This is a genomic window from Slackia equolifaciens (assembly GCF_003725995.1).
Classification (GTDB): Bacteria; Actinomycetota; Coriobacteriia; order Coriobacteriales; family Eggerthellaceae; genus Slackia; species Slackia equolifaciens.
Genome location: NZ_QIBX01000027.1, coordinates 1 through 18,841, shown reverse-complemented (window position 1 = coordinate 18,841; position 18,841 = coordinate 1). Strand labels below are relative to the sequence as shown.

Sequence of the window (18,841 nt, the reverse complement as noted above, 5' to 3'; positions counted from 1 at the left end):
GGCGGCCTCGGCGTGCGTCATGCCCTCCTCCAGGGCGAGCAGCGCAAGCTCCACCACGTCCCTATCATACATGCGGACCCCCTTCCGGACGCGTGAATCGCGTCCAACTTTTCGTCCGCAGTCCCAAGCGCAGGAAACTGGATGACATACTTGGTTTTTCTGCCACTCAGATTGCGCGTGAGTGATTGCGGCTCCAACTTTGCCCTCGCAACAGCCCAAAAAATACAAGGGCTCGCCGAAACGAGCCCCTTTGTTACAAAACCGCCGCAGCCTGTCATACGAACGTCGCAGCCTGTCATACGACCACTGCTGTCTGTCGCGCGACCACTGCTGCCTATCGCACAAACGCCGCTGTTGCACGACCGCCGCCGTCTGCAGCACGAACGTCACAGCCACGACCTCTGCTGCCCGCTGCGCAACCTCCGCTACCGCCAAAAGCACCATTCATCGATGCGACATGCCGGGCATCCGCGCAAATCCATCAACCCTCATCGCCCAATCAACCAACGCCCTCGTCACGCCGGCGCAGTGGTTTCAAGCGTTCCCGTCGATTGGGATGGCGCAAATGTCGCATTGCAACCCGCCATGCAAAAAGACGGCCTTTCCTATCCTCGAACCTCGGCGCCCGTCGCAGCGCACACCTTTTTCACCAGCTTGGCATGGGCTTTTTCCACCTCTTCACTGGTCAGCGTGCGATCGGCTGCACGGTATGCAAGCGCGTACGCCATAGACTTCTTGCCCTCGCCCACGCGCTCGGCGTCGCGGTACACGTCGAACAGGCGCACGTCCTCGAGCAGCTTGCCGCCCGCGGAGCTCATGCACTGGCACAGACGCTCATTGGCAACGGCCTCGTCCACCACGAACGCAACATCCATGGTGACTGCAGGGAATTGCGGCACGTCCACATAGGGTCGTGCAGGCTCGCTCGCCTTGATGAGCGCCGCCAGGTCGAGCTCGAACGCCACAACCGGCCCCTGCACATCGAAAGCGTCCAGCGCCAACGGATGGATTTCGCCCAGCCAGCCAAGCTCGATGCCGCCGGAAAGCAGCTGCGCCGCACGGCCCGGCTGCAAATGCGGCGCCTCTTCCGCATCAAGCGCTTTCACGCGGAACTTGGGAATGGCCAGCTCACGTACCAAGTTTTCCACCACGCCCTTGCCATCGAAGAAGTCGAAGGCAACGGCAGGCGCATTCCAGGCGTCGTCATGCATGGAGCCCACCAGCACGCCGGCCACCTTCTGTCGCTCCTTGGGCAGCTGACGGCCCTCGGCCGCATGGAAGGTGCGGCTGATCTCGTAGAGCTGGATGTTCTTCACGCCGTGCGCCTGGTTGTGGGCCACGCTGCGCAAGAGGCCGGGGATGATGGTGCGGCGCAGAATGGATTGCTCGGCATTCATGGGGTTGATCAGCTCCACGGGGTCGCCCAGGCCGTCCTCCTTCATGCGCAGACGCTCCAGGTCATCGGGCATGGCAAACGAATAGGTCATGGTTTCGTTCATGCCGCTCGCGCGCAGCGCGTTGTTGACGATATCCAGCTTGAGTTCCTCGACGCTGCGCGTACCGACACGGCCCGGACCGCCCGGCAACGTAGACTCGATGCGATCCATGCCCCACAGGCGCAGCACCTCCTCATACAGGTCGATTTCGCGTTCGAGGTCGGGTCGGAACGTGGGCGCCACCACGGCGAGCACGTCGGCGTCATCGGCCTTGCTCACGGTGCAACCTAGACGGGTCAAGATATCTTCGATGAACTCGACCGGGATCTCCGAACCCATCATCTCGTTGAAGCGCGCGGTGCGGAAACGCAGGTCATAGGGCTCGGTCTTCTTGCCCCATACGTCCACGATGCCCGCGTCGTTGCCGGAGGCGTGGCACACCGTGCCGCCCGCCACCTCGGCAATGAGGGCGGCGGCGGCGGCAGAACGCGCCTCGATGCCGTTGTCGTCCACGCCGCGCTCATAGCGCATGGAGCTCTCGGAGATGAGGCCCAGGTTGCGGCTCGTGCGGCTCGTGCGGCCGGCTTCAAACGCCGCCGCCTCGAGCAGGATGTCCACCGTCTCCTCGGTCACCTCGGTATCCAGGCCGCCCATAACGCCCGCAAGCGCCACCGCGCCCTGCTCGGGCGTGGAGATGACGGTCATGTCTTCGGTCAGCTCGCGCTCTTCGCCGTCGAGCGTAACCAACTTCTCACCAGGCTGCGCAGCGCGCACCACGATGTGCGCCACGCCCTGCTCATTCTGCAGCTTGCGCAGGTCGAACGCATGAAGCGGCTGGCCCAAAAGGAACAAGATGTAGTTGGTCACGTCCACGATGTTGTTAATGGAACGCTGGCCGATGGCGGCAAGGCGCTCGACCATCCAGTCGGGGCTGGGACCCACCTTGCACCCGCGAATCACGCGGGCGGTGTAGCGCGGGCAGCGAACGTCGTCGTCCACATCGATCCTCACCAGGTCCTCAACGGCGGGACCTTCCGCGTCAAGCTGCAGCTTGGCCGCCATCTCAGGAGTGGGATCGTTCCAATCCTGCTGATACATAGCCCCTACCTCGCGTGCGAAGCCCGCAATGGACAGGCTGTCGGGACGATTCGGCGTGATTTCCAAATCGAGCACCGTGTCGGATTGGCCCAGGTAGTCGGCTATAGGCATGCCAACGGGAGCATCTTCGGGCAACACCCAGATGCCCGAATGGTCGGCACCCATGCCCAGTTCGCGCTTGGAGCAGCACATTCCGTTGGAGGCCACGCCGCGAAGCTTGGACTTTTTGATTTTGAAGTCGCCCGGCAGCACGGCGCCAACGGTTGCCACCGGTACCTTGATATCGGCCGCGATGTTCGGCGCGCCGCACACGATCTGGATGGGTTCGCCCGCGCCCACATCCACGGTTACCACATGCATATGGTCGCTATCGGGATGCTCGTCGCACGTGAGCACATGGCCCACCACCACGCCGTCGAAGTTGTCGCCGGTGCGCTCCACGCCTTCCACGCCCGTGCCAGTAAGGTCGAGCCTGTCGCAGAATTCCTTGATATCGGCCGGCACATCCACATAATCAGCCAGCCACTTAAGAGAAACCTTCATCCTCTTTCCCTTCTATGTATCGCCTCCCAACGCCCAACGCGCCAGCCCCGGAAAAGGGGCACAGGACGCAAGCCGGAGGAAGACGGAAAGTTCGGGGCAAACCCTCATCCGCAAGGCGAGAAAGCAGCCGTAACCCTTTCATGCGCAGGTTGCGAGGCGAGGGGTTGAATGCGAGTTCCGCACGAGCCAAACGCGCCAGTGGCGCGTTTGCGCGAGACAGGACTGTCTGAGCAGGCAACCCCTCGCCTCGCAACCGTCGCGCGAAACCTTTCGCCGTCGCGCTTAGAACTGCCTCAGGAAGCGCATATCACCTTCGACGAGCATGCGCAGGTCGGGCACGTTGTACTTCAGGCAGGCGATGCGCTCCACGCCCATGCCGAATGCGAACCCGGAGTATTTCTCGGGATCGATGCCGGCGTAGCCGTATACGTTGGGATCGACCATGCCGCAGCCCAGGATCTCGAGCCAGCCGGTACCCTTGCACATGCGGCAGCGTTCGCCATCGTGCGTATGCCCCGATCCGCCGCACACGCCGCAGCTCACATCCACCTCAGCCGAAGGCTCGGTGAACGGGAAGTAGTGAGCGCGGAAGCGGGTCTTGCGGTCCTCGCCGAAAATCTGCTTGCACACGTACTCGAGCGTGCCCTTGAGGTCGCCGAACGTGATGCCCTCGTCTACCACCAGACCCTCGATCTGATGGAACTGAGGCAGATGCGACGGGTCGGCCACGTCGCGACGATACACCTTGCCGGGGCTGATGATATAGATGGGCGGCTTCTGCGCCTCCATGACGCGCGCCTGCACCGGAGAGGTCTGGGTGCGCAGCAGCACGCCCGACTCGCCCTTGACGTGCGCATGCTCGTCGTTGGATCGGTCGATCACATAGAACGTATCGGCCAAGCCGCGGCTGGGGTGGTCCTCAGGAGCGTTCAGCGCATTGAAGTTGTAGTATTCGGTTTCCACCTCGGGACCCTGCGCGATGGAGTAACCCAAGCCCAGGAAGATTTCAGAAATCTCGTCGGCGATGCGATTGATCAGATGGCGCGTGCCCATCTGCTGCGCGCGACCGGGAAGCGTGACGTCCACGGCCTCGGCGTCCATCTTCGCCAAAAGCTCGGCGCGCTCAAGCGTTGCCTTGCGCGCTTCGAGCGCCGACTCCACGGCGCTTCGCACCTCATTGGCCGTCTTACCGACGCTCGCACGCTCCTCTTTGGGAAGCTGCCCCATGGAGCGCAGATACCCCGTGAGCGACCCCTTCTTGCCAAGCACGCCAACGCGCACCGCCTCGAGCGCCTGCGTATCGGCCGCGCCCTCGATGCTCGCCAGCGTTGCCGACTTCAACTCGATAAGCTCGTCGACTACCGCCATGTCACCTCTCGCTTTCGTCTCTTCCGAGGCGCGCCGCCCGACGCGCCGCCCAACAAAAAAAGCCCTCTTTCGTCCTTGCTCGCACCGCCCGAAGGCTTTGCGAATCCAAGGACGAAAGAGGGCTCTCGCGGTACCACCTTGGTTGACGGGCAACCGCAAACGACAGAGCCGAAGCCCTTCGCGCTGCCTGCGGTGCGCCTGGCACCGACGCGGCAACCGCCGTTTGCGAACGCATCCGTCCGCTCATTGCGCCCTGTAACGGGAGCACCCGGCGCGGCCTACTGGGCATCCGCGAGCTCGATTGCCGTCTCGCCGCCGTTCGGGTTTCCGCCGAACCGCCGCGAGCGGGCAAGCGCTCACCCCGCGTTCAACCGCGCTGCTCGGAAGGGAAACCGGGAACGCGCGCCTTGCCGGGTTCTTCCAGCCGATGAAACCCTTCTCTTACGGCAAAGCCCTGCGCGAACCGAATCTTCGTCAACGCATTTCATCGCCCGGGTCATGCTCCGCCTGTTTGACGATCGGGCAACCCCGCCCGCTCGCCACGGACACACGGCGCGTCCCGCGCGATATCGCGGTAGTATAACGCAAACCTGTCCCGCCATACGCGCCCGATTGCAAGTATCACGTCTTTTTGACGCAGAAATCGCCGCGAAAACGATATCTTATTGCCGAAATGATAGGACACCGTGCGTACGATGGGCGACATCTGCCTTCGGTTGCGCCGTGAACATGCGCCCAATGGTCATTACGCCGCCTTTCGATACAATGGCACGGATGGAAAACGCTGGCGGCGGAAGAAGGCAACAAACATGACGATCGCAAAAGAACTCGCAGCGCTTGCCGACCCCGAATATAGAGACTTCCAGGCGAAGCTTGTGCCAACCGTGAGCCCCGAACGCATTCTTGGCGTGCGAACGCCGGAGTTGCGGAAATTCGCGCGCGGGTTGGCAAAACGCCGGCCCGATGAGGCGAGGGCTTTCGTCACCAGCCCCATGCATGAGCTCTATGACGAAATGAATCTACATGGCGAACTCATCGGGCTCTTGGCGCAAACGTCGCAAGAAGCATTTGACATGCTTGACGCATTCCTCCCCCACGTCGACAACTGGGCAACGTGCGACCTCATCAAAGTGCCGGCCTTCAAGCGCGACCTGCCCGCCGTGCTAGAAAAGATTCGCACGTGGTGCTCTGCAGGAGCCCCGGATACAGCAACGGTCGGCGTGCCCGACCCCGCAACCGAGTACGTAGTGCGTTTTGGCGTTGTGCAGCTCATGACCCTCTTTTTGGACGATGCCTTCGAGCCCGATCAGCTGAGCATCGTAGCGCGTATCAACCGACCAGAGTATTACATCAACATGGCTCGAGCCTGGTATTTCAGCTACGCACTCGTCAAGCAACCCGAGGCCACACTGCCGCTGTTCGAGGCGCGTCCTATCGCGCTGGACGCGTGGACGCACAACAAATCGCTCCAGAAGGCTCGCGAAAGCCGCCGCATCACACCCGACCAAAAGGCGTATCTGCAGTCGCTCAAGGCGAAGTGACTACCCCGCAAGCTCTTCGGCGATGAAGCGGCCGGTGACGCTCGCTTCGCAGGCGGCAACTTCCTCCGGTGTGCCGGCGCACACCACGCGCCCGCCGTCTTCGCCGCCGCCTGGGCCCATGTCTATCACGTAATCGGCATTGCAGATCATGTCCAGGTCATGCTCGATAACCACCACGGTGGCACCGTTGTCGATGAGCCGCTGCAGCACGCGCAGCAGTACCTCCACATCAAGCGGATGCAGGCCAATCGTGGGCTCGTCGAACACGAACAGAGCATCGGCCTGGTTGCGCGTAAGTTCGCTCGCCAGCTTCAGGCGCTGCGCCTCGCCGCCCGAAAGCGCCGGCGTAGCCTCGCCCAGCGTGAGGTAGCCGAGGCCCAAATCATGCAGAATGCCCAGTTTGTCCTCCACCTTGCGTAGCCCGCTGACTTTCCCGCGCGCCTGGTCTACCGTAAGCGCCAAAAGCTCGGGCAACGAGATGTCCTCGTCGAAGCCTCCGGATGCATCAGGCGCGCCCGCGGCAACGGCAGCGCTCGAAGCGAAGGTCCCCCCGCCGCATCCAAACGCCTCCGTTCCCACAACGGCGTCCGCCTCGCCATCGCGCGCCGCCGCATGCTCCACCGGGCGGCGTACGCCATAGGCATCGCGGCCATAGCGCGTGCCGTTGCAATCGGGGCACGGGATGTCCACATCGGGCAGAAATTGCACGTCGAGCGAAATCTGCCCCGTGCCGTCGCAGGTGGGGCAGCGCAGGCTGCCGGTGTTGTACGAGAAGTCGCCCGCCTTAAGGCCGCGCTTCTTTGACTCGGTGAGCCTCGCGAACGCACGACGCAAATCGTCGAGCACCCCAGAATACGTGCCCACCGTGGAACGCACATTGGCTCCGATGGGCGTGGCGTCGATCAGATTAACCCGTCGGATGCCGTCAGCGCGCACGTCGAGCACGTGCGCGGGGATGGCGCCTCCCGACGCGAATGCCGCAACGCCCGGCACCAAGCTCTCGAGCACGAGCGTTGTTTTGCCCGACCCCGATACGCCTGTGACCGCAGTAAGCCGTCCGCGCGGAATGTCCACCCCGAGCGGCCTCACCGTATGGATAGCCCCCGTCTCAAGGTGGATGGCTCCCGCGCTGAAAACCTCGTCCGACGCGCACCGATTACGCACGCGCACCTGCGCCTCGCCCGACAGAAACGGCCCAATGCGCGACGCCGGGCTCGCAGCCACCTCGGCCACGCTCCCCTGCGCAATCACGCTTCCGCCCGCCGCGCCCGAGCCGGGCCCCATCTCCACCAGATGATCGGCGTGGCGCAGCACGCGCACGTCGTGATCCACCACCACAACGGAGTTGCCGTCGTCCAGCAGGTCGTCCATCACGCCCAAAAGCCCTTCCACGTTGGCGGGATGAAGGCCAATAGACGGCTCATCCAGCACATAAAGCACTCCACAGGTGCGGTTGCGTACGGCGCGAGCAAGCTGCACACGCTGCCGTTCGCCCGTGGAAAGCGTAGAGCTCGCGCGATCGAGCGCGAGATACCCCAGCCCTAGCTGCTGAAGGCGCGAAATGGGCTCCGCCGTTTCGCCTACGATGCTTTTCGCCATCTCCCGCATGTATTCGGGCATAAGGTCGGGCACCGTAGGCGCCCATGCCGCCAGCTCGTCGAGCGTCATATGGGCGGCATCCCCCAGGTTCATGCCGTCAATCACCGGGCCGCGGGCGCGCTCCGAAAGACGCGTTCCACCGCAGTCGGGGCATGTGTCCTCGCGTAGGAATCTGGCCACGCGCGCCAGGCCTTTTTCGTCCTTGGCCTTAGCGAGCGCGTTTTCCACCGTATACACGGCGTTGTAGTACGTGAAGTCGAGCTCGGCGAAATTGTCGCCCTTCTTGGCATGATAGAGGATGTGCTTTTTCTCGGCCGGCCCGTGGAATACTATGTCGCGCTCTTCGGGAGTAAGCTCGCAAAACGGCACGTTGGTGCGCACGCCCATGGCGCCGCACACCTGTTTCATGAGATCCCACATGAGCGATCCCCACGGCAGCACGGCGCCCTCGTCGATCGTCTTGGACTCGTCCGGCACCAGAGTCGACTCGTCTACCGTGCGCACGATGCCGGTGCCGCCGCATGTGGGGCATGCCCCGCCGCTGTTAAAGGCAAGGTCTTCCGCACCGGGGCCGAAGAACTCCTCGCCGCATTCCAGGCAGGTGGTAGGAACCATCAGCGCCACATCCATGCTGGGCGGCACATGCGCGCCGCAATGCGGGCATTGGTGGCTGCCTAAGCGCGAGAACATCAGACGCAGGTAATTGAGCAGCTCGGTCGACGTGCCGAATGTCGAATGCACGCCGGGAATGCCCGGGCGCTGGCGCAGCGCGAGGGCGGCGGGCACGTGCAGCACCTCGTCCACGGTGGCACGGGCCGTTTGGCCGATGCGACGACGCGTGTAGGTAGACAGCGCATCAAGATAGCGACGGCTTCCCTCGGCATAGAGCGTGCCCAACGCAAGAGAGCTTTTGCCCGACCCCGACACGCCGGCGATGCCCACAAGCCGGCCCAGCGGGATATCCACGCTCACATTCTTAAGATTGTGCACCCGCGCCCCTCGCACTTGAACAACGGCGGGCGCAATACGTCTATCTCTGTCTGCCATGTCATCCTCGTTTCGTTCGTCGCATCCTAGTATAATAATCCGTCCGAATTCTTATTCGACCAGATTCAATTGCGTCGACCAATCGAGCGCCCGCATGCGCTCACAACACCCGCCATCGAGGAGCGCTCATGGTTTTCGCATGTCCCAATCCCGCATCCAATGCCAACGCGTCGCAGCATGCCATCTCGTCCAAAGACCAGCTGATGGCGGCGGATGAGGCGCGCGACATCGCAACGTGCGGGTGCTCGCTCATGCGGCTTGCGAACACGCGTTTCACAAGCGCAGGGGCGCACGACCCCACGCCAACGCCGTACTTCGTGCTTGAGGGGCTCTTCGGGCGCTTCGAGCTCGGCCCCGATTCTCACGTGCTCGACGTGGGCTGTGGCATGGGGCGCGCGCTTGCATATTTCGCCGAAGCGGGGCTGCCAGGACGCATGACGGGCATAGAGCTTGACCCCGCGCTGGCCCAATTCGCCTCGTCGTGGTCCCGCGGCAAACCAAACCTGCAGGTCATCTGCGGCGATGTGCTCGACCTCCCGCTTGCGCCCTACTCGCATTTCTACCTGTTCAATCCGTTCGACACCGCCGTGTTGCTCAAATTCCTCGCCATGCTCGAGGCGGAGGCCGCACGCCCCGTCTCGCTTGCGCACATGTCCGACAACGGCGAAACGTATTTCTACATCGGCCGCACCGGATGGAGCCTCGCCGATGAGGGCGCGTTTCAAAAATACCCGCCCCGTCATAGCGCGAACGGTCAAGAGCGGGCCCTTCTCTCGCGCAACGCGCCAAAGAGCGCAACCGACAAAGCTCGCTTGAAAGCCACCGCCAAAGACGCCGCAGGCACAACATACGCGCAAACGCCTCCCAAAGGCCGCCAGTTCAACGTTTACGACCATCCGCAGCACTACTCCATCTGGAGATTTGAACCTTAAGCCCTCGCCGAGCGCACCTCTTGAGGGTCCCGCCGAGCTGCCAAAGTTCAACTGGCTGCGCACGAGCGGTTGGCAGGCATGGCGTTGCCGCTGGCGGGCGGCGCCGACTCAACCGATTGCACACAGGCGACCGGCTGCGGTTCGTTTACTCGCTATCGAATCTGCCCACAATCGACACCGGACATTCCCCCGCAACCTTTAGCAATCCTTTAGATTCTCGCCTCATGCTTGTATCCAGACGGAACGCAAGGCACGGCCCACGCACGCCGGCACGAGCCGCTCGAACGGCACGCCGGCAAGGCCGTCCCATCCAAGCAGGAGGCAGACATGGAATACATGCTGGAAACACGCAGGCTCACCAAACGGTTCGGACGAGGCGAAAATGCCCAACTCGCCGTGAGCGATATAAATCTGCACGTACGGCAAGGGCGCGTGTACGGGCTTCTAGGGCCCAACGGAGCGGGTAAATCAACCACGCTCAAGATGATTGCGGGCATGCTGCATCCCACGCAGGGCGAGATCATCTTCGACGGTCGCCCCTGGACGCGCGACGACCTTTACGAAATCGGCTCGCTCATCGAAGCCGCGCCGCTCTACCCCAACCTATCGGCGCGCGAGAACCTCCGCGTGCGCACCACCATGCTTGGCATCCCCGAAAGCCGCATCGATGAAGTATTGCACACGGTGGGCTTGGAAAACACGGGCAAGAAGCGCGCCGGAAAGTTTTCCATGGGCATGAAGCAGCGGCTGGGCATCGCTCTCGCGCTCCTCGCACGCCCGAAGTTCCTCATCCTGGACGAGCCCGCCAACGGCCTCGATCCCATCGGCATCGAGGACCTGCGCGAACTCATCCGCTCGTTCGCGCGGGACGGCATCACGGTACTGGTTTCGAGCCACATCCTTTCAGAGGTGCAGCAGGTGGCGGATGACATCGGAATCATCGTGGGCGGCCGGCTGGCCTACGAAGGCGAGCTTCAACCCAGCCAGGATCTGGAAGCCCTGTTCATGGACGTCTGCAGGAAGGAGGCCCAGCGATGAGCGCCACCCCGCATCTCGAAGCAAAAGCCGGCCGATTCAACTCGGGCACGAACGGCAACCGAGCATCAAACGCACCCCGCGATGCTTCCGGCCGAACAGGAAGCGAATCGGCGCGACCCTCTCGCCCGGACGGATCGTTCGCTTCCGCCGTTCGCGCCGAGGCGCTCAAATCGCGCCACGCGGCACCCGTTCGACTCGCCGTCATCATGGCCGTGCCGTTCCCTTCCCTGGCGCTCATAAACGCCCTGGCGAACCCGCAGTTCGGCGTTTCGTTTTCGCCATGGAACTATTGGTACGCGCTGCTTCTGGCCGTGACCCTTTCGCTCGTAAGCGCATGCGTCGCCGCCGCCGATGCGCACCTCAAGCTGCGCCCGCTGCTCTCGGCAGGCGCCCCGCCCGCGCGCGCGTGGTGGGCGAAATCCGTATGGTGCCTCGCGCTTTCGCTTGTGTCCAACCTGATCGTATTCGCCCTTTATGCAATCGCGGCCGCCGCGTGCGGAGAAGCGAGCCCGGCAAGCATGACTACTATGCTCGCTGCGACGCTCGTCATCACGCTCGCGAGCTCGTGGATGATCCCGGCGACGCTCTTCCTCACCGCGCGCTTCGGCATGCTGGCAGGCATCTTCATCCCCCTCGTGGTGCAAATCGCCGGCGCGTTCAGCTGGTCGCTCGTACCGTACTGGCCGGCGTTCCCGCCCACGGCCACCGTCGTGGCACCCACGGCGTTTCTGCCGGTGCTGCCGACCGCCGAACCGCTTTCTGCCGGCATCGAAGTGGCGAGCGCGCTCGGTCTTACCGCAGCGAACATCACCATAGCCTTAGGCGTTGCCGCCGCGGCGTTCGTCGCGCTCACGGCCGCAGGCGCCGCGTGGCTCAACCGAGCGGAAGAGAGGTAGGCCGATGAGCAGAAGCAACGGGGCCGCAACCGCACTCGTGCATCCGCCCCACATGACGTTTTTCCGCGCACTGCGATCGGAATTAATCCGCATGCGCACCTCTCCCCTTGTCGCCGTACATCTGGCCTGCGCGGTGGCGGCAGGCGCGGCGTGCGGCGTGTACTTCGCCTTCGCACCCTGGGATCCGGCGCAGGGGGCCGACGCTTACGCCCAGTTCCTCGGGGCCCTCATGCCGCTCATGGCGGGCATCGTGTGCGGCCTCGCCTTCGATGCCGAGCGAGCGGCGGGAGGCCTGGCGAACCTCGTGGGTGCTCCATCGAAAAGATCGGCTTTAGCCGCCAAGGTAACCGCGCTCTATTTGGCGGGAGCGGCAACGCTGGCCATCGCCGTGGGGCTGTTCGCCGCCATCCTTGCCGGCGCGGGACGCAACGGCCTTGGCGCCGCCGCATACGTGTGGTGTGCCGTCGGACTTGCGCTCGGAAGCGCACCGCTTTACATCCTCGCCTCGTGGCTCGCCCTGCGCTTCGGACGCAACGCTGCCATCGGCGTGGGCGCCGTTGGGCTGCTGCTTGCCTTCTTCTCCATCGGCGGCCTGGCGCACGGGCTCATGACCGGCGAGCTCACCGGGGCATATCCCAACATCTTGGGCCTTATCCCCCTCACGTGGACTGCCCGGCTGGGGTCGCTCGGCGTGGAGAATGGCATAGTGAGCTGCGGCGCAACTGGGCAGCTCTCAAACTATCTGGCAAGCGCCGCCGCGCAGGTGCACGCCCAAACCCTGTTCACGGGCGGGCTTTGTCTCATGCTTGCCGCCGCCGCGTTCGCCGTGCTGATCATGTGGTTCGGCCGCTTCGAAGAACACGGCATCCGCGCTTGACGCTGCACCGCAATCTGCTCGTCCCCCCGAACCGCACCCATCCATAAAGAAAGGCCTGACGCCCATGAAACGAAATGCACATCGCATACAATCCGCCCTCGCGGCCGCACTCATCGTCGCAGGGTTCTTCGCCCTGCCGCTCACGCTCTCCGGATGCGACTCTGGCACGATGGCCGTGGGCAAGTCGGTCATCGACCGGGTGCTGCCGAGCGACTGGCGCACCATGTGGGCGGCCACGCCGCAGCCCGATGCGTTTACAGGGTGCTACGACGACGCCAGCGGCCAGGGCGCCAATTACGTGTACGACGTGTGCGCCGCCGATGGCAACGGCCGCACCAAAACCATAACCATCATCTCGTTCGGAAGCAAAGCATCGGGAGAGGGATATCTGCAACTCGACGTCAAAGGGGGATCGGGCGTGCATTATCATGCGGTAGAAGCCGATGAGGTCCCGGATAAAGCGCTTGCCGCTATAGAAGCAAGCGGCGCAGACGCATAGGAAGGAGCGCGTATGTCACGAATCCTCGCGATAGACGATGACCGTGCGATTCTCGATACGCTCGTTCGTGTGCTGGAGCGCGACGGGCACGCCGTAACCGCCGTTTTCCGCCCCGAGAACGTTCCCCAGTTGGACCTCTCGCGTTTCGACCTCATCCTCTGCGACGTGATGATGCCCGTCCTCGACGGCTTCGAGCTCGTGCGCCGCATCCGCAACCTGGTGGACTGCCCCATCGTGTTCCTCACGGCGAAGGTGGCCGAAGAAGACGCCGTATACGGACTGGGCCTGGGCGCCGACGACTACCTCCGCAAGCCTTTCGGCGCAGCCGAGCTTCGAGCGAAGGTTGCCGCCCATCTGCGCCGCGAAAGGCGCGAGCACCACAATGCGCTCGACTTTGGACGCATCCGCATCGACCTGCGCGCATGCGAACTTCTCGTTGACGGCGCCCGCGTGCCCCTCACACCCAGCGAATACGAAATCTGCGAATTCTTGGCCCGCCATGCCGGCCAAACGTTCAGCCGCTCGCAAATCCGCGAGTCGGTGTTCGGATGGACGAACGATTCCGACGACGCCACCGTGACCGTGCACGTGGGCAAGGCGCGCGCCAAGCTCAAAGCGGCAGGCGCCGATCCGATCCAAACCGTATGGGGAATGGGATACAAATGGCAGATATGACTGCGCCCTGGCAGCCAGGGCGAGCTGGGCGAATCGGACAACCCGGACAACCCGGACAACCCGGACAACCCGGACAACCCGGACAACCCGGACAACCCGGACAACCCGGACAACCCGGACAACCCGGACAACCCGGACAAGCATACCGCCGCGGCATGCCTCTATGGCTGGTGGTGGTGCGCTATTTCATCTACTGCATCGCCGCGATCGGGGCGCTCGCCCTGGCTCTCATCATGGGGTTCAGCATCCTCATGAACATGGAGGTGGTCTACCCGGCAAACTACGGAGCCACCCACGCAGACGAAACGCTGGACCGGCTCAGCGAGCAGACGACGTTCGATGCATCTGCCATCCCCTCGGCGTATTGGTATGCCCACATAAGCAATGAGGGCGACGTGCTTGAAACCGATATGAACGAGCGGCAGCTTTCCGTCGCCGTAGCGCTCGTGCAAGAAGGGCGCGGGTTGGGCACGGCCGAACCCGCATCGGACTACGACCTCTATACCGCCATCCAGCCCCGACAGCTGGCCGACGGATCGTGGTGCGCCCTGGGCTACGAGCTTGCACCCCAGTTCACCTCCCGCGAGCTGCGCGATGCGCTGCCCAACCCGCAGAATATGCTGGTCGCGCTCGCCGCTCTGCTCGCCGTTGCCATCCTTGTCGCCTTCGCCGTGCGTGCAAGCCGCGTGATAACGCGCAAGATGCAGCCACTCGTGGACGCCGCAGAGGCAATCGGCCGGCAAGAGCTTGATTTCACGGTGGGAGCGAGCAACGTGCGCCAGGTCAATGTCGTCCTGGGCGCCATGGAGAACATGCGCGCCAGTTTAGCGGCGTCGCTCGAGGCACAGTGGCGAGCCGAGGAGGCGCAGCGGACGCAGGTTGCCGCCCTCGCCCACGATCTGAAAACACCCCTCACCGTCGTGGAGGCCAATGCCGATTACCTGGCGGAAGACACGCGTCTCGCCGGCGACGCGCGCGAGGCCGCCCACGCCGTAGCGAGCGGAGCCCGTAGGCTCAATGATGCCGTGCAGGCAGTCATCGAAGCAGCGCGCGGGCAAGTGGCTCCGCCCCAGTTTGCCGCGACGGAAGTGCATGCGTTTGCGATCGACGTGACAAAGCGCGCGGAAGAATTCGCTAAAACGGCCGGGGCGCGCATCGTGGCAGAGACGGCCCTGCCCCACGGGGCGATGCTTGACGCCGGCAGCACACAGCTAGAGCGCGCCGTGATGAACCTTGTGTCGAACGCCGTAGAACACTCGCCCATCGGCGGAGACGTACGCATTTCGTTTGCGATGGAGGACACCGCCGACGGCGTTACGCCCTACATGGGAGACGTGACGGCTGAGTGCGCCAAGGCGGACATGCACGATCCATCAGGCAAGTACGCTGCGATAGGAAAAGGCGAAATCCCCGGTGAAAGAAAGGGTTCGAGCGGGAACCGCAAAAGCACTGCGACCGTCCCGCCCAATGCGCACGATGCCAATGCGCACGATGCGCACGATGACGCAAACGCGCCAAGCCTCCTCCTCATCATCGTTGACGACGAAGGACCCGGATTCTCCCCTGCCGCCCTTGAACACGGCTGCGAACGTTTCTTCCGCGAAGACGAGGCGCGTAGCCAAGCAGGCTCGATGGGCGGCGAAGGAAGGGGACGCAAAGGCGGCGTTTCCCAGGGGCCGCACGCCAGCCAATGCCCCGTCGAACCTCTCGCATCGAGGGCATCAACCCAGCGCGACTCGGCCCCGCATTACGGCATAGGACTTGCGACGGCATTCGACATCGCCCATGCGCACGGCGGCGCGCTTACGCTGGAGAACCGCATAGATGAATCCGGATGCATCGCAGGCGCCCGCGTAACGCTCCGCATCCCAATGCGCAGATAGCGCATGCGGTCAGACCAAAAGGCCGTACAGAAAGCGGGGCATGGGCGGCCTCACCGTGACGACCTCCGTGTCGCGACCTGCACGCACGGCCTCGATGAGCTCGTCGGTCGCCTCCGACAAGCGGCGGCGGGCGGCGCCCATGCGGGGCTTGTTCTCCATGCGCGGCAGCAATGCCCCGCCTCCGATGGCGATGCCGCCCGAAAAGTGAAGCCCCGATTCGCGGCAAAACGCATGCAGAACGTCCACCGAAGCAAGAGCGTTTCCCGCATCGCAGGACGAATCGATGGCAATCGCGTAGACGCGCGCGCCAGATGGAATATCGAGCGAAGGCGAAAGACGCGCGACGTCGGCAGCGAATCCATCGACCGAAGCCCTTCCCGCACCGCAGGCATACCCAACCACCACGGCATCGCACTCCGAAAGCTCAGCAGCCGTCCCATCCGAAGAACTATCCGCCGCATCGTGAAGCCCCGCAATGCCACGCTCTGCATCGCTGCGCCCCGCATCGCCTTGCCCTGCATCACCTTCCCCTGCATCGCTTCGCCCCGAACGCGCCGAACGAATATCGTCGCCCCCAGGCGTTGCATGCACAAAACACGGCGTGGTCACCCGGTCGGCAACCCCAAACATCTGCGCCATCTCATGGGCATAAGCGCGGTACGCCTCTTCGAAATCGCTCAAAAGAAACGCGACGGAATTCCAGTCAGCGCCGCTCGCGCCAGAACCGCCCGCGGCATTCACCAGCGCGACCGCTGCGGGCGGGCGCGATGCAGACATGCTCGCTTCAGACGAAAAATCGCACTTTTCGCGCCCGTTCGACATCCCTCCCGCCTTTCGTCGTCCATCCGCCAAAGCCTCTAGCGCCCGAGGCTTGAACATCGAAACCATCGAGCTCATTGTACCCGCAAATCAATGCCTCCACCGAAGCTCTCTAATAGCACCCCTCCTTAGCGTTTACGCGCCAATCGGAGAGTCAGGCGGCTGGGGCGACCTGCTTTCGTGCGCCACCTTCCCGTGCGCTTCATCTGCCCCGTCTAGCTCATCGCGCACAGAAAGCGGTAGCCCGGCGCGCTCGCGTCGACGCAGCGATACCAGCACGACAACCGACACCACGGTGAATCCCGCAACGCCCAACACACCCGTCGCGCCCGGGCCTACCAGCGCATTTCCGCCCGTGGCCGAGAAGAGCGTGCCGGCAGCCGCGCACCCGTTGAAAAATCCATGCGCGAGAGCCGCCGGGATGCACGTACCCGTTTTCAGCGTGAGAAACGCCAGGAACACGCCCATGCTGCAGCACATCCAGGTCATGGCCGCGATTCCCAAAAACGGATACCCTGCGTAGCCCGTGCCGTAGTTGTGCCCCAACATCGTGAGCGGCATGTGCCACAAGCCCCAGATCACGCCCATGATGAGAAATGCCGGCACCACGCGGAATCGTCCAAGCAGCTTAGGCATCAGGTAGCCGCGCCAGCCCCATTCTTCCCCGAATGCGGGAATAATGTTCACAAAGGGAATGAAGAGCATAGTAACCAGCTGGCTGTAAAGCGCAATGCGTATCTGGTCTTCGGAAATCGAGAGCCCCTGTGCCTGAACGGTTTCCATCGTAGTGGCCACCATCGCGCCCATGGATGGGTCGAAATCGCCCGGAAACAGCAAGAAGTATGCCACGGCGCCGATTGCGACAAGCGCAACGGTGCCCAACCATGCCGCAATCCACCACTTCCACGTGCGGCGAAACCGTACCGGCTTGAACCATGCGTCACGCATGCCCTCGCGTGTAACAAGACGCGTAACAAGCATGCCCACCATGGGCATGAACATCATGAGCGAGATGAGCGCATATACGACCACGCTCATGCTGCCCAGACCATAGCCCGACACCGGCCCCGAGCTGCCGGTCGCCAAAGGCCAAATCACACCGAACTCCACCGCCCACGTGAGCGCGAATGTCACGCCCACGAACACCGCCGCGCGCTTGCCCGGCGTCCATTGCTTGCCCGGCGTACATTTCTTGCGTGCCAAAGAATCGGCACCGTTTGAACCCCTGCCGCCGTCGGCCTCGCCTGCGGTCATGCCGCCGTCAACCTTGCCTGCGGCCATGCCGCCGCCGGTACCGCCCGCAGCTCTGACGTTATCGGCACAGCCCACAGCCCAGCCGCTATCGATGCCGCCATCAATGCCGCCCACCGCCGCACCACCGTCGATGCTGCACACAGCCACGCCGCCATCGAAACCGCCCGAAACTCCGTTGCCCTCGACGCCGACCGCGGCCTCTCCTCTACTAATGCCGCTCACGGTTTTGAGCCCGTCAATGCCACTCGCGCTCAACCCTGCTCCCGCATTTCTCTCGGCCATGGTCACTCCTCTCTTTTGTTCTATCTGTTATATCTTTTATATAACATTATTCAGTAAAATGCAAGATAGTGCCACGTGTCGCATGCGCATCACCCGCTCGCCCGTTCCCGCCATCCGCGACCGGCCAACCATTCTCATCCGACCAAACCATTCTCATCCGACCAAACCATCCGCTGTCGCCCAAACCATCCGTGCTCGCTCGCTTGCGGCAAATCAACCGCCTGCGCTCACGCGCCCGAAGCCGGCAGATTCGCTGCGCCCGGCCGTCAGCACCTGGCCGTCCGCGTCCGGTCGCTCGCAACCGCTCGACCGCCTGCACCCACCCAACCACCTGCGCCCACCCGACCTCTCGCACCCGGCTGACCTCCTGCGCGGCTGACCTCTCGCACCCAGCTGACCTCCCGCGCGGCTGACCTTCCATTCCTGGTCGTGCGCACCGATTCGCTTCGTCTGGGACATGGCATATATCCGTCATTCGACTCATCGTCCGGCGCCTTCATCTCGCGTTATCGCACCCCTCACGAACAAACACGAACAAAGCTGAAGACTCAACGGGAACGTCCTGCAGCCGTATCATCTACGGATCAACACTCACATATATGGCACGATATTCCGCCGCACGACTTCGTATCGCTCGACTACTTCGGCAAGCTTTCGCCGCTCAAAAGCCAGATTCCACAAGTCAACGCGAGGGTTCTGACAATTATTTGGAGTATGTAATCCGATTCGCAGCCCGAAACGGACAGTCCTGCCAGTTTTTCTGAGTATGTAACCCCCACGTCTGTTTTTTCGCCATACCACTAGCGGCTTTCCGCCCGCAACGCCCCATCCCGCCAACAAAACGCCAGCATTCAAGCCCAGAAAAACGCACAAACGCACCGAGGGCCCCTCCAAAACGACAAATCCGCCTACGAAAAACTACTCGACGGGTAGTGTGCCGATTGTTGGTGTCAAGATCCCGTTCGGGAGGCGCGGGCCGCAGGCCCGCCCGAGCGAACGGGACATCGCCCAGGATCGCCTGCATTCTACACCATCACGCTGCCCTCTTCGCCTC

14 protein-coding genes are annotated in these 18,841 nt (G+C 63.3%); 8 read left to right on the top strand and 6 right to left on the bottom strand.

Going from position 1 to position 18,841, the window contains the following annotated elements:
- The 3 genes from DMP06_RS11620 to pheS form a co-directional block, all read right to left on the bottom strand.
- Positions 1-390: hypothetical protein (locus DMP06_RS11620; RefSeq protein ID WP_220092573.1), on the bottom strand; the 390-nt coding region annotated here is incomplete at its 3' end.
- A gap of 215 nt (positions 391-605) precedes the next feature.
- Entirely contained in the window at positions 606-3,077 is a 2,472-nt protein-coding gene (gene pheT / locus DMP06_RS10825; RefSeq protein WP_123209747.1) for a phenylalanine--tRNA ligase subunit beta, read from the bottom strand.
- Positions 3,078-3,359: 282 nt separating this feature from the next.
- The gene (gene pheS / locus DMP06_RS10820; protein WP_123209746.1) at positions 3,360-4,445 is read right to left on the bottom strand and encodes a phenylalanine--tRNA ligase subunit alpha; all 1,086 of its coding nucleotides are present in this window, start codon (positions 4,443-4,445) and stop codon (positions 3,360-3,362) included.
- A gap of 809 nt (positions 4,446-5,254) precedes the next feature.
- Here pheS and DMP06_RS10815 point away from each other — a divergent pair.
- Positions 5,255-5,986: a DNA alkylation repair protein gene (locus tag DMP06_RS10815; protein ID WP_123209745.1), complete on the top strand. Its 732-nt coding sequence runs from the start codon at positions 5,255-5,257 to the stop codon at positions 5,984-5,986.
- On the opposite strand, the gene DMP06_RS10810 is transcribed toward DMP06_RS10815, so the two are convergent.
- Positions 5,987-8,632 carry an excinuclease ABC subunit UvrA gene (locus DMP06_RS10810; RefSeq protein WP_123209744.1) on the bottom strand — a complete coding sequence of 882 codons (2,646 nt, stop codon included), beginning with the start codon at positions 8,630-8,632 and terminating at the stop codon, positions 5,987-5,989. It abuts the gene before it with no gap.
- A 128-nt stretch (positions 8,633-8,760) separates the two neighbouring features.
- Here DMP06_RS10810 and DMP06_RS10805 point away from each other — a divergent pair, with 128 nt between their 5' ends.
- From DMP06_RS10805 to DMP06_RS10770, 7 genes are all read left to right on the top strand, one after another.
- Positions 8,761-9,564: a class I SAM-dependent methyltransferase gene (locus DMP06_RS10805; protein ID WP_123209743.1), complete on the top strand. Its 804-nt coding sequence runs from the start codon at positions 8,761-8,763 to the stop codon at positions 9,562-9,564.
- Between the two features lie 327 nt (positions 9,565-9,891).
- Positions 9,892-10,602 (top strand): lantibiotic protection ABC transporter ATP-binding protein, encoded by a 711-nt coding sequence (locus DMP06_RS10800; RefSeq protein ID WP_123209742.1) that lies wholly within the window; start codon positions 9,892-9,894, stop codon positions 10,600-10,602.
- A complete protein-coding gene (locus DMP06_RS10795) occupies positions 10,599-11,498 on the top strand; it encodes an ABC-2 family transporter permease (protein ID WP_220092572.1) in 900 nt (299 codons plus the stop codon). The genes DMP06_RS10800 and DMP06_RS10795 overlap by 4 nt, the downstream gene beginning before the upstream one ends.
- Positions 11,499-11,502: 4 nt before the next feature.
- Positions 11,503-12,375, top strand: a complete 873-nt coding sequence (locus DMP06_RS10790; protein ID WP_123209741.1) for an ABC transporter permease — start codon at positions 11,503-11,505, stop codon at positions 12,373-12,375.
- Between the two features lie 64 nt (positions 12,376-12,439).
- Positions 12,440-12,874 (top strand): hypothetical protein, encoded by a 435-nt coding sequence (locus DMP06_RS10785; RefSeq protein ID WP_123209740.1) that lies wholly within the window; start codon positions 12,440-12,442, stop codon positions 12,872-12,874.
- A 12-nt stretch (positions 12,875-12,886) separates the two neighbouring features.
- Positions 12,887-13,549, top strand: a complete 663-nt coding sequence (locus tag DMP06_RS10780; RefSeq protein WP_123209739.1) for a response regulator transcription factor — start codon at positions 12,887-12,889, stop codon at positions 13,547-13,549.
- Between the two features lie 155 nt (positions 13,550-13,704).
- Positions 13,705-15,432, top strand: coding sequence for a sensor histidine kinase (locus tag DMP06_RS10770; RefSeq protein ID WP_123209738.1), 1,728 nt, complete (start codon positions 13,705-13,707; stop codon positions 15,430-15,432).
- 9 nt (positions 15,433-15,441) lie between these two features.
- Here DMP06_RS10770 and DMP06_RS10765 read toward each other — a convergent pair whose 3' ends face one another.
- Positions 15,442-16,254: a hypothetical protein gene (locus DMP06_RS10765; RefSeq protein WP_123209737.1), complete on the bottom strand. Its 813-nt coding sequence runs from the start codon at positions 16,252-16,254 to the stop codon at positions 15,442-15,444.
- 132 nt (positions 16,255-16,386) lie between these two features.
- Entirely contained in the window at positions 16,387-17,787 is a 1,401-nt protein-coding gene (locus DMP06_RS10760; protein WP_123209736.1) for a CPBP family intramembrane glutamic endopeptidase, read from the bottom strand.
- Positions 17,788-18,841: the final 1,054 nt, after the last annotated feature.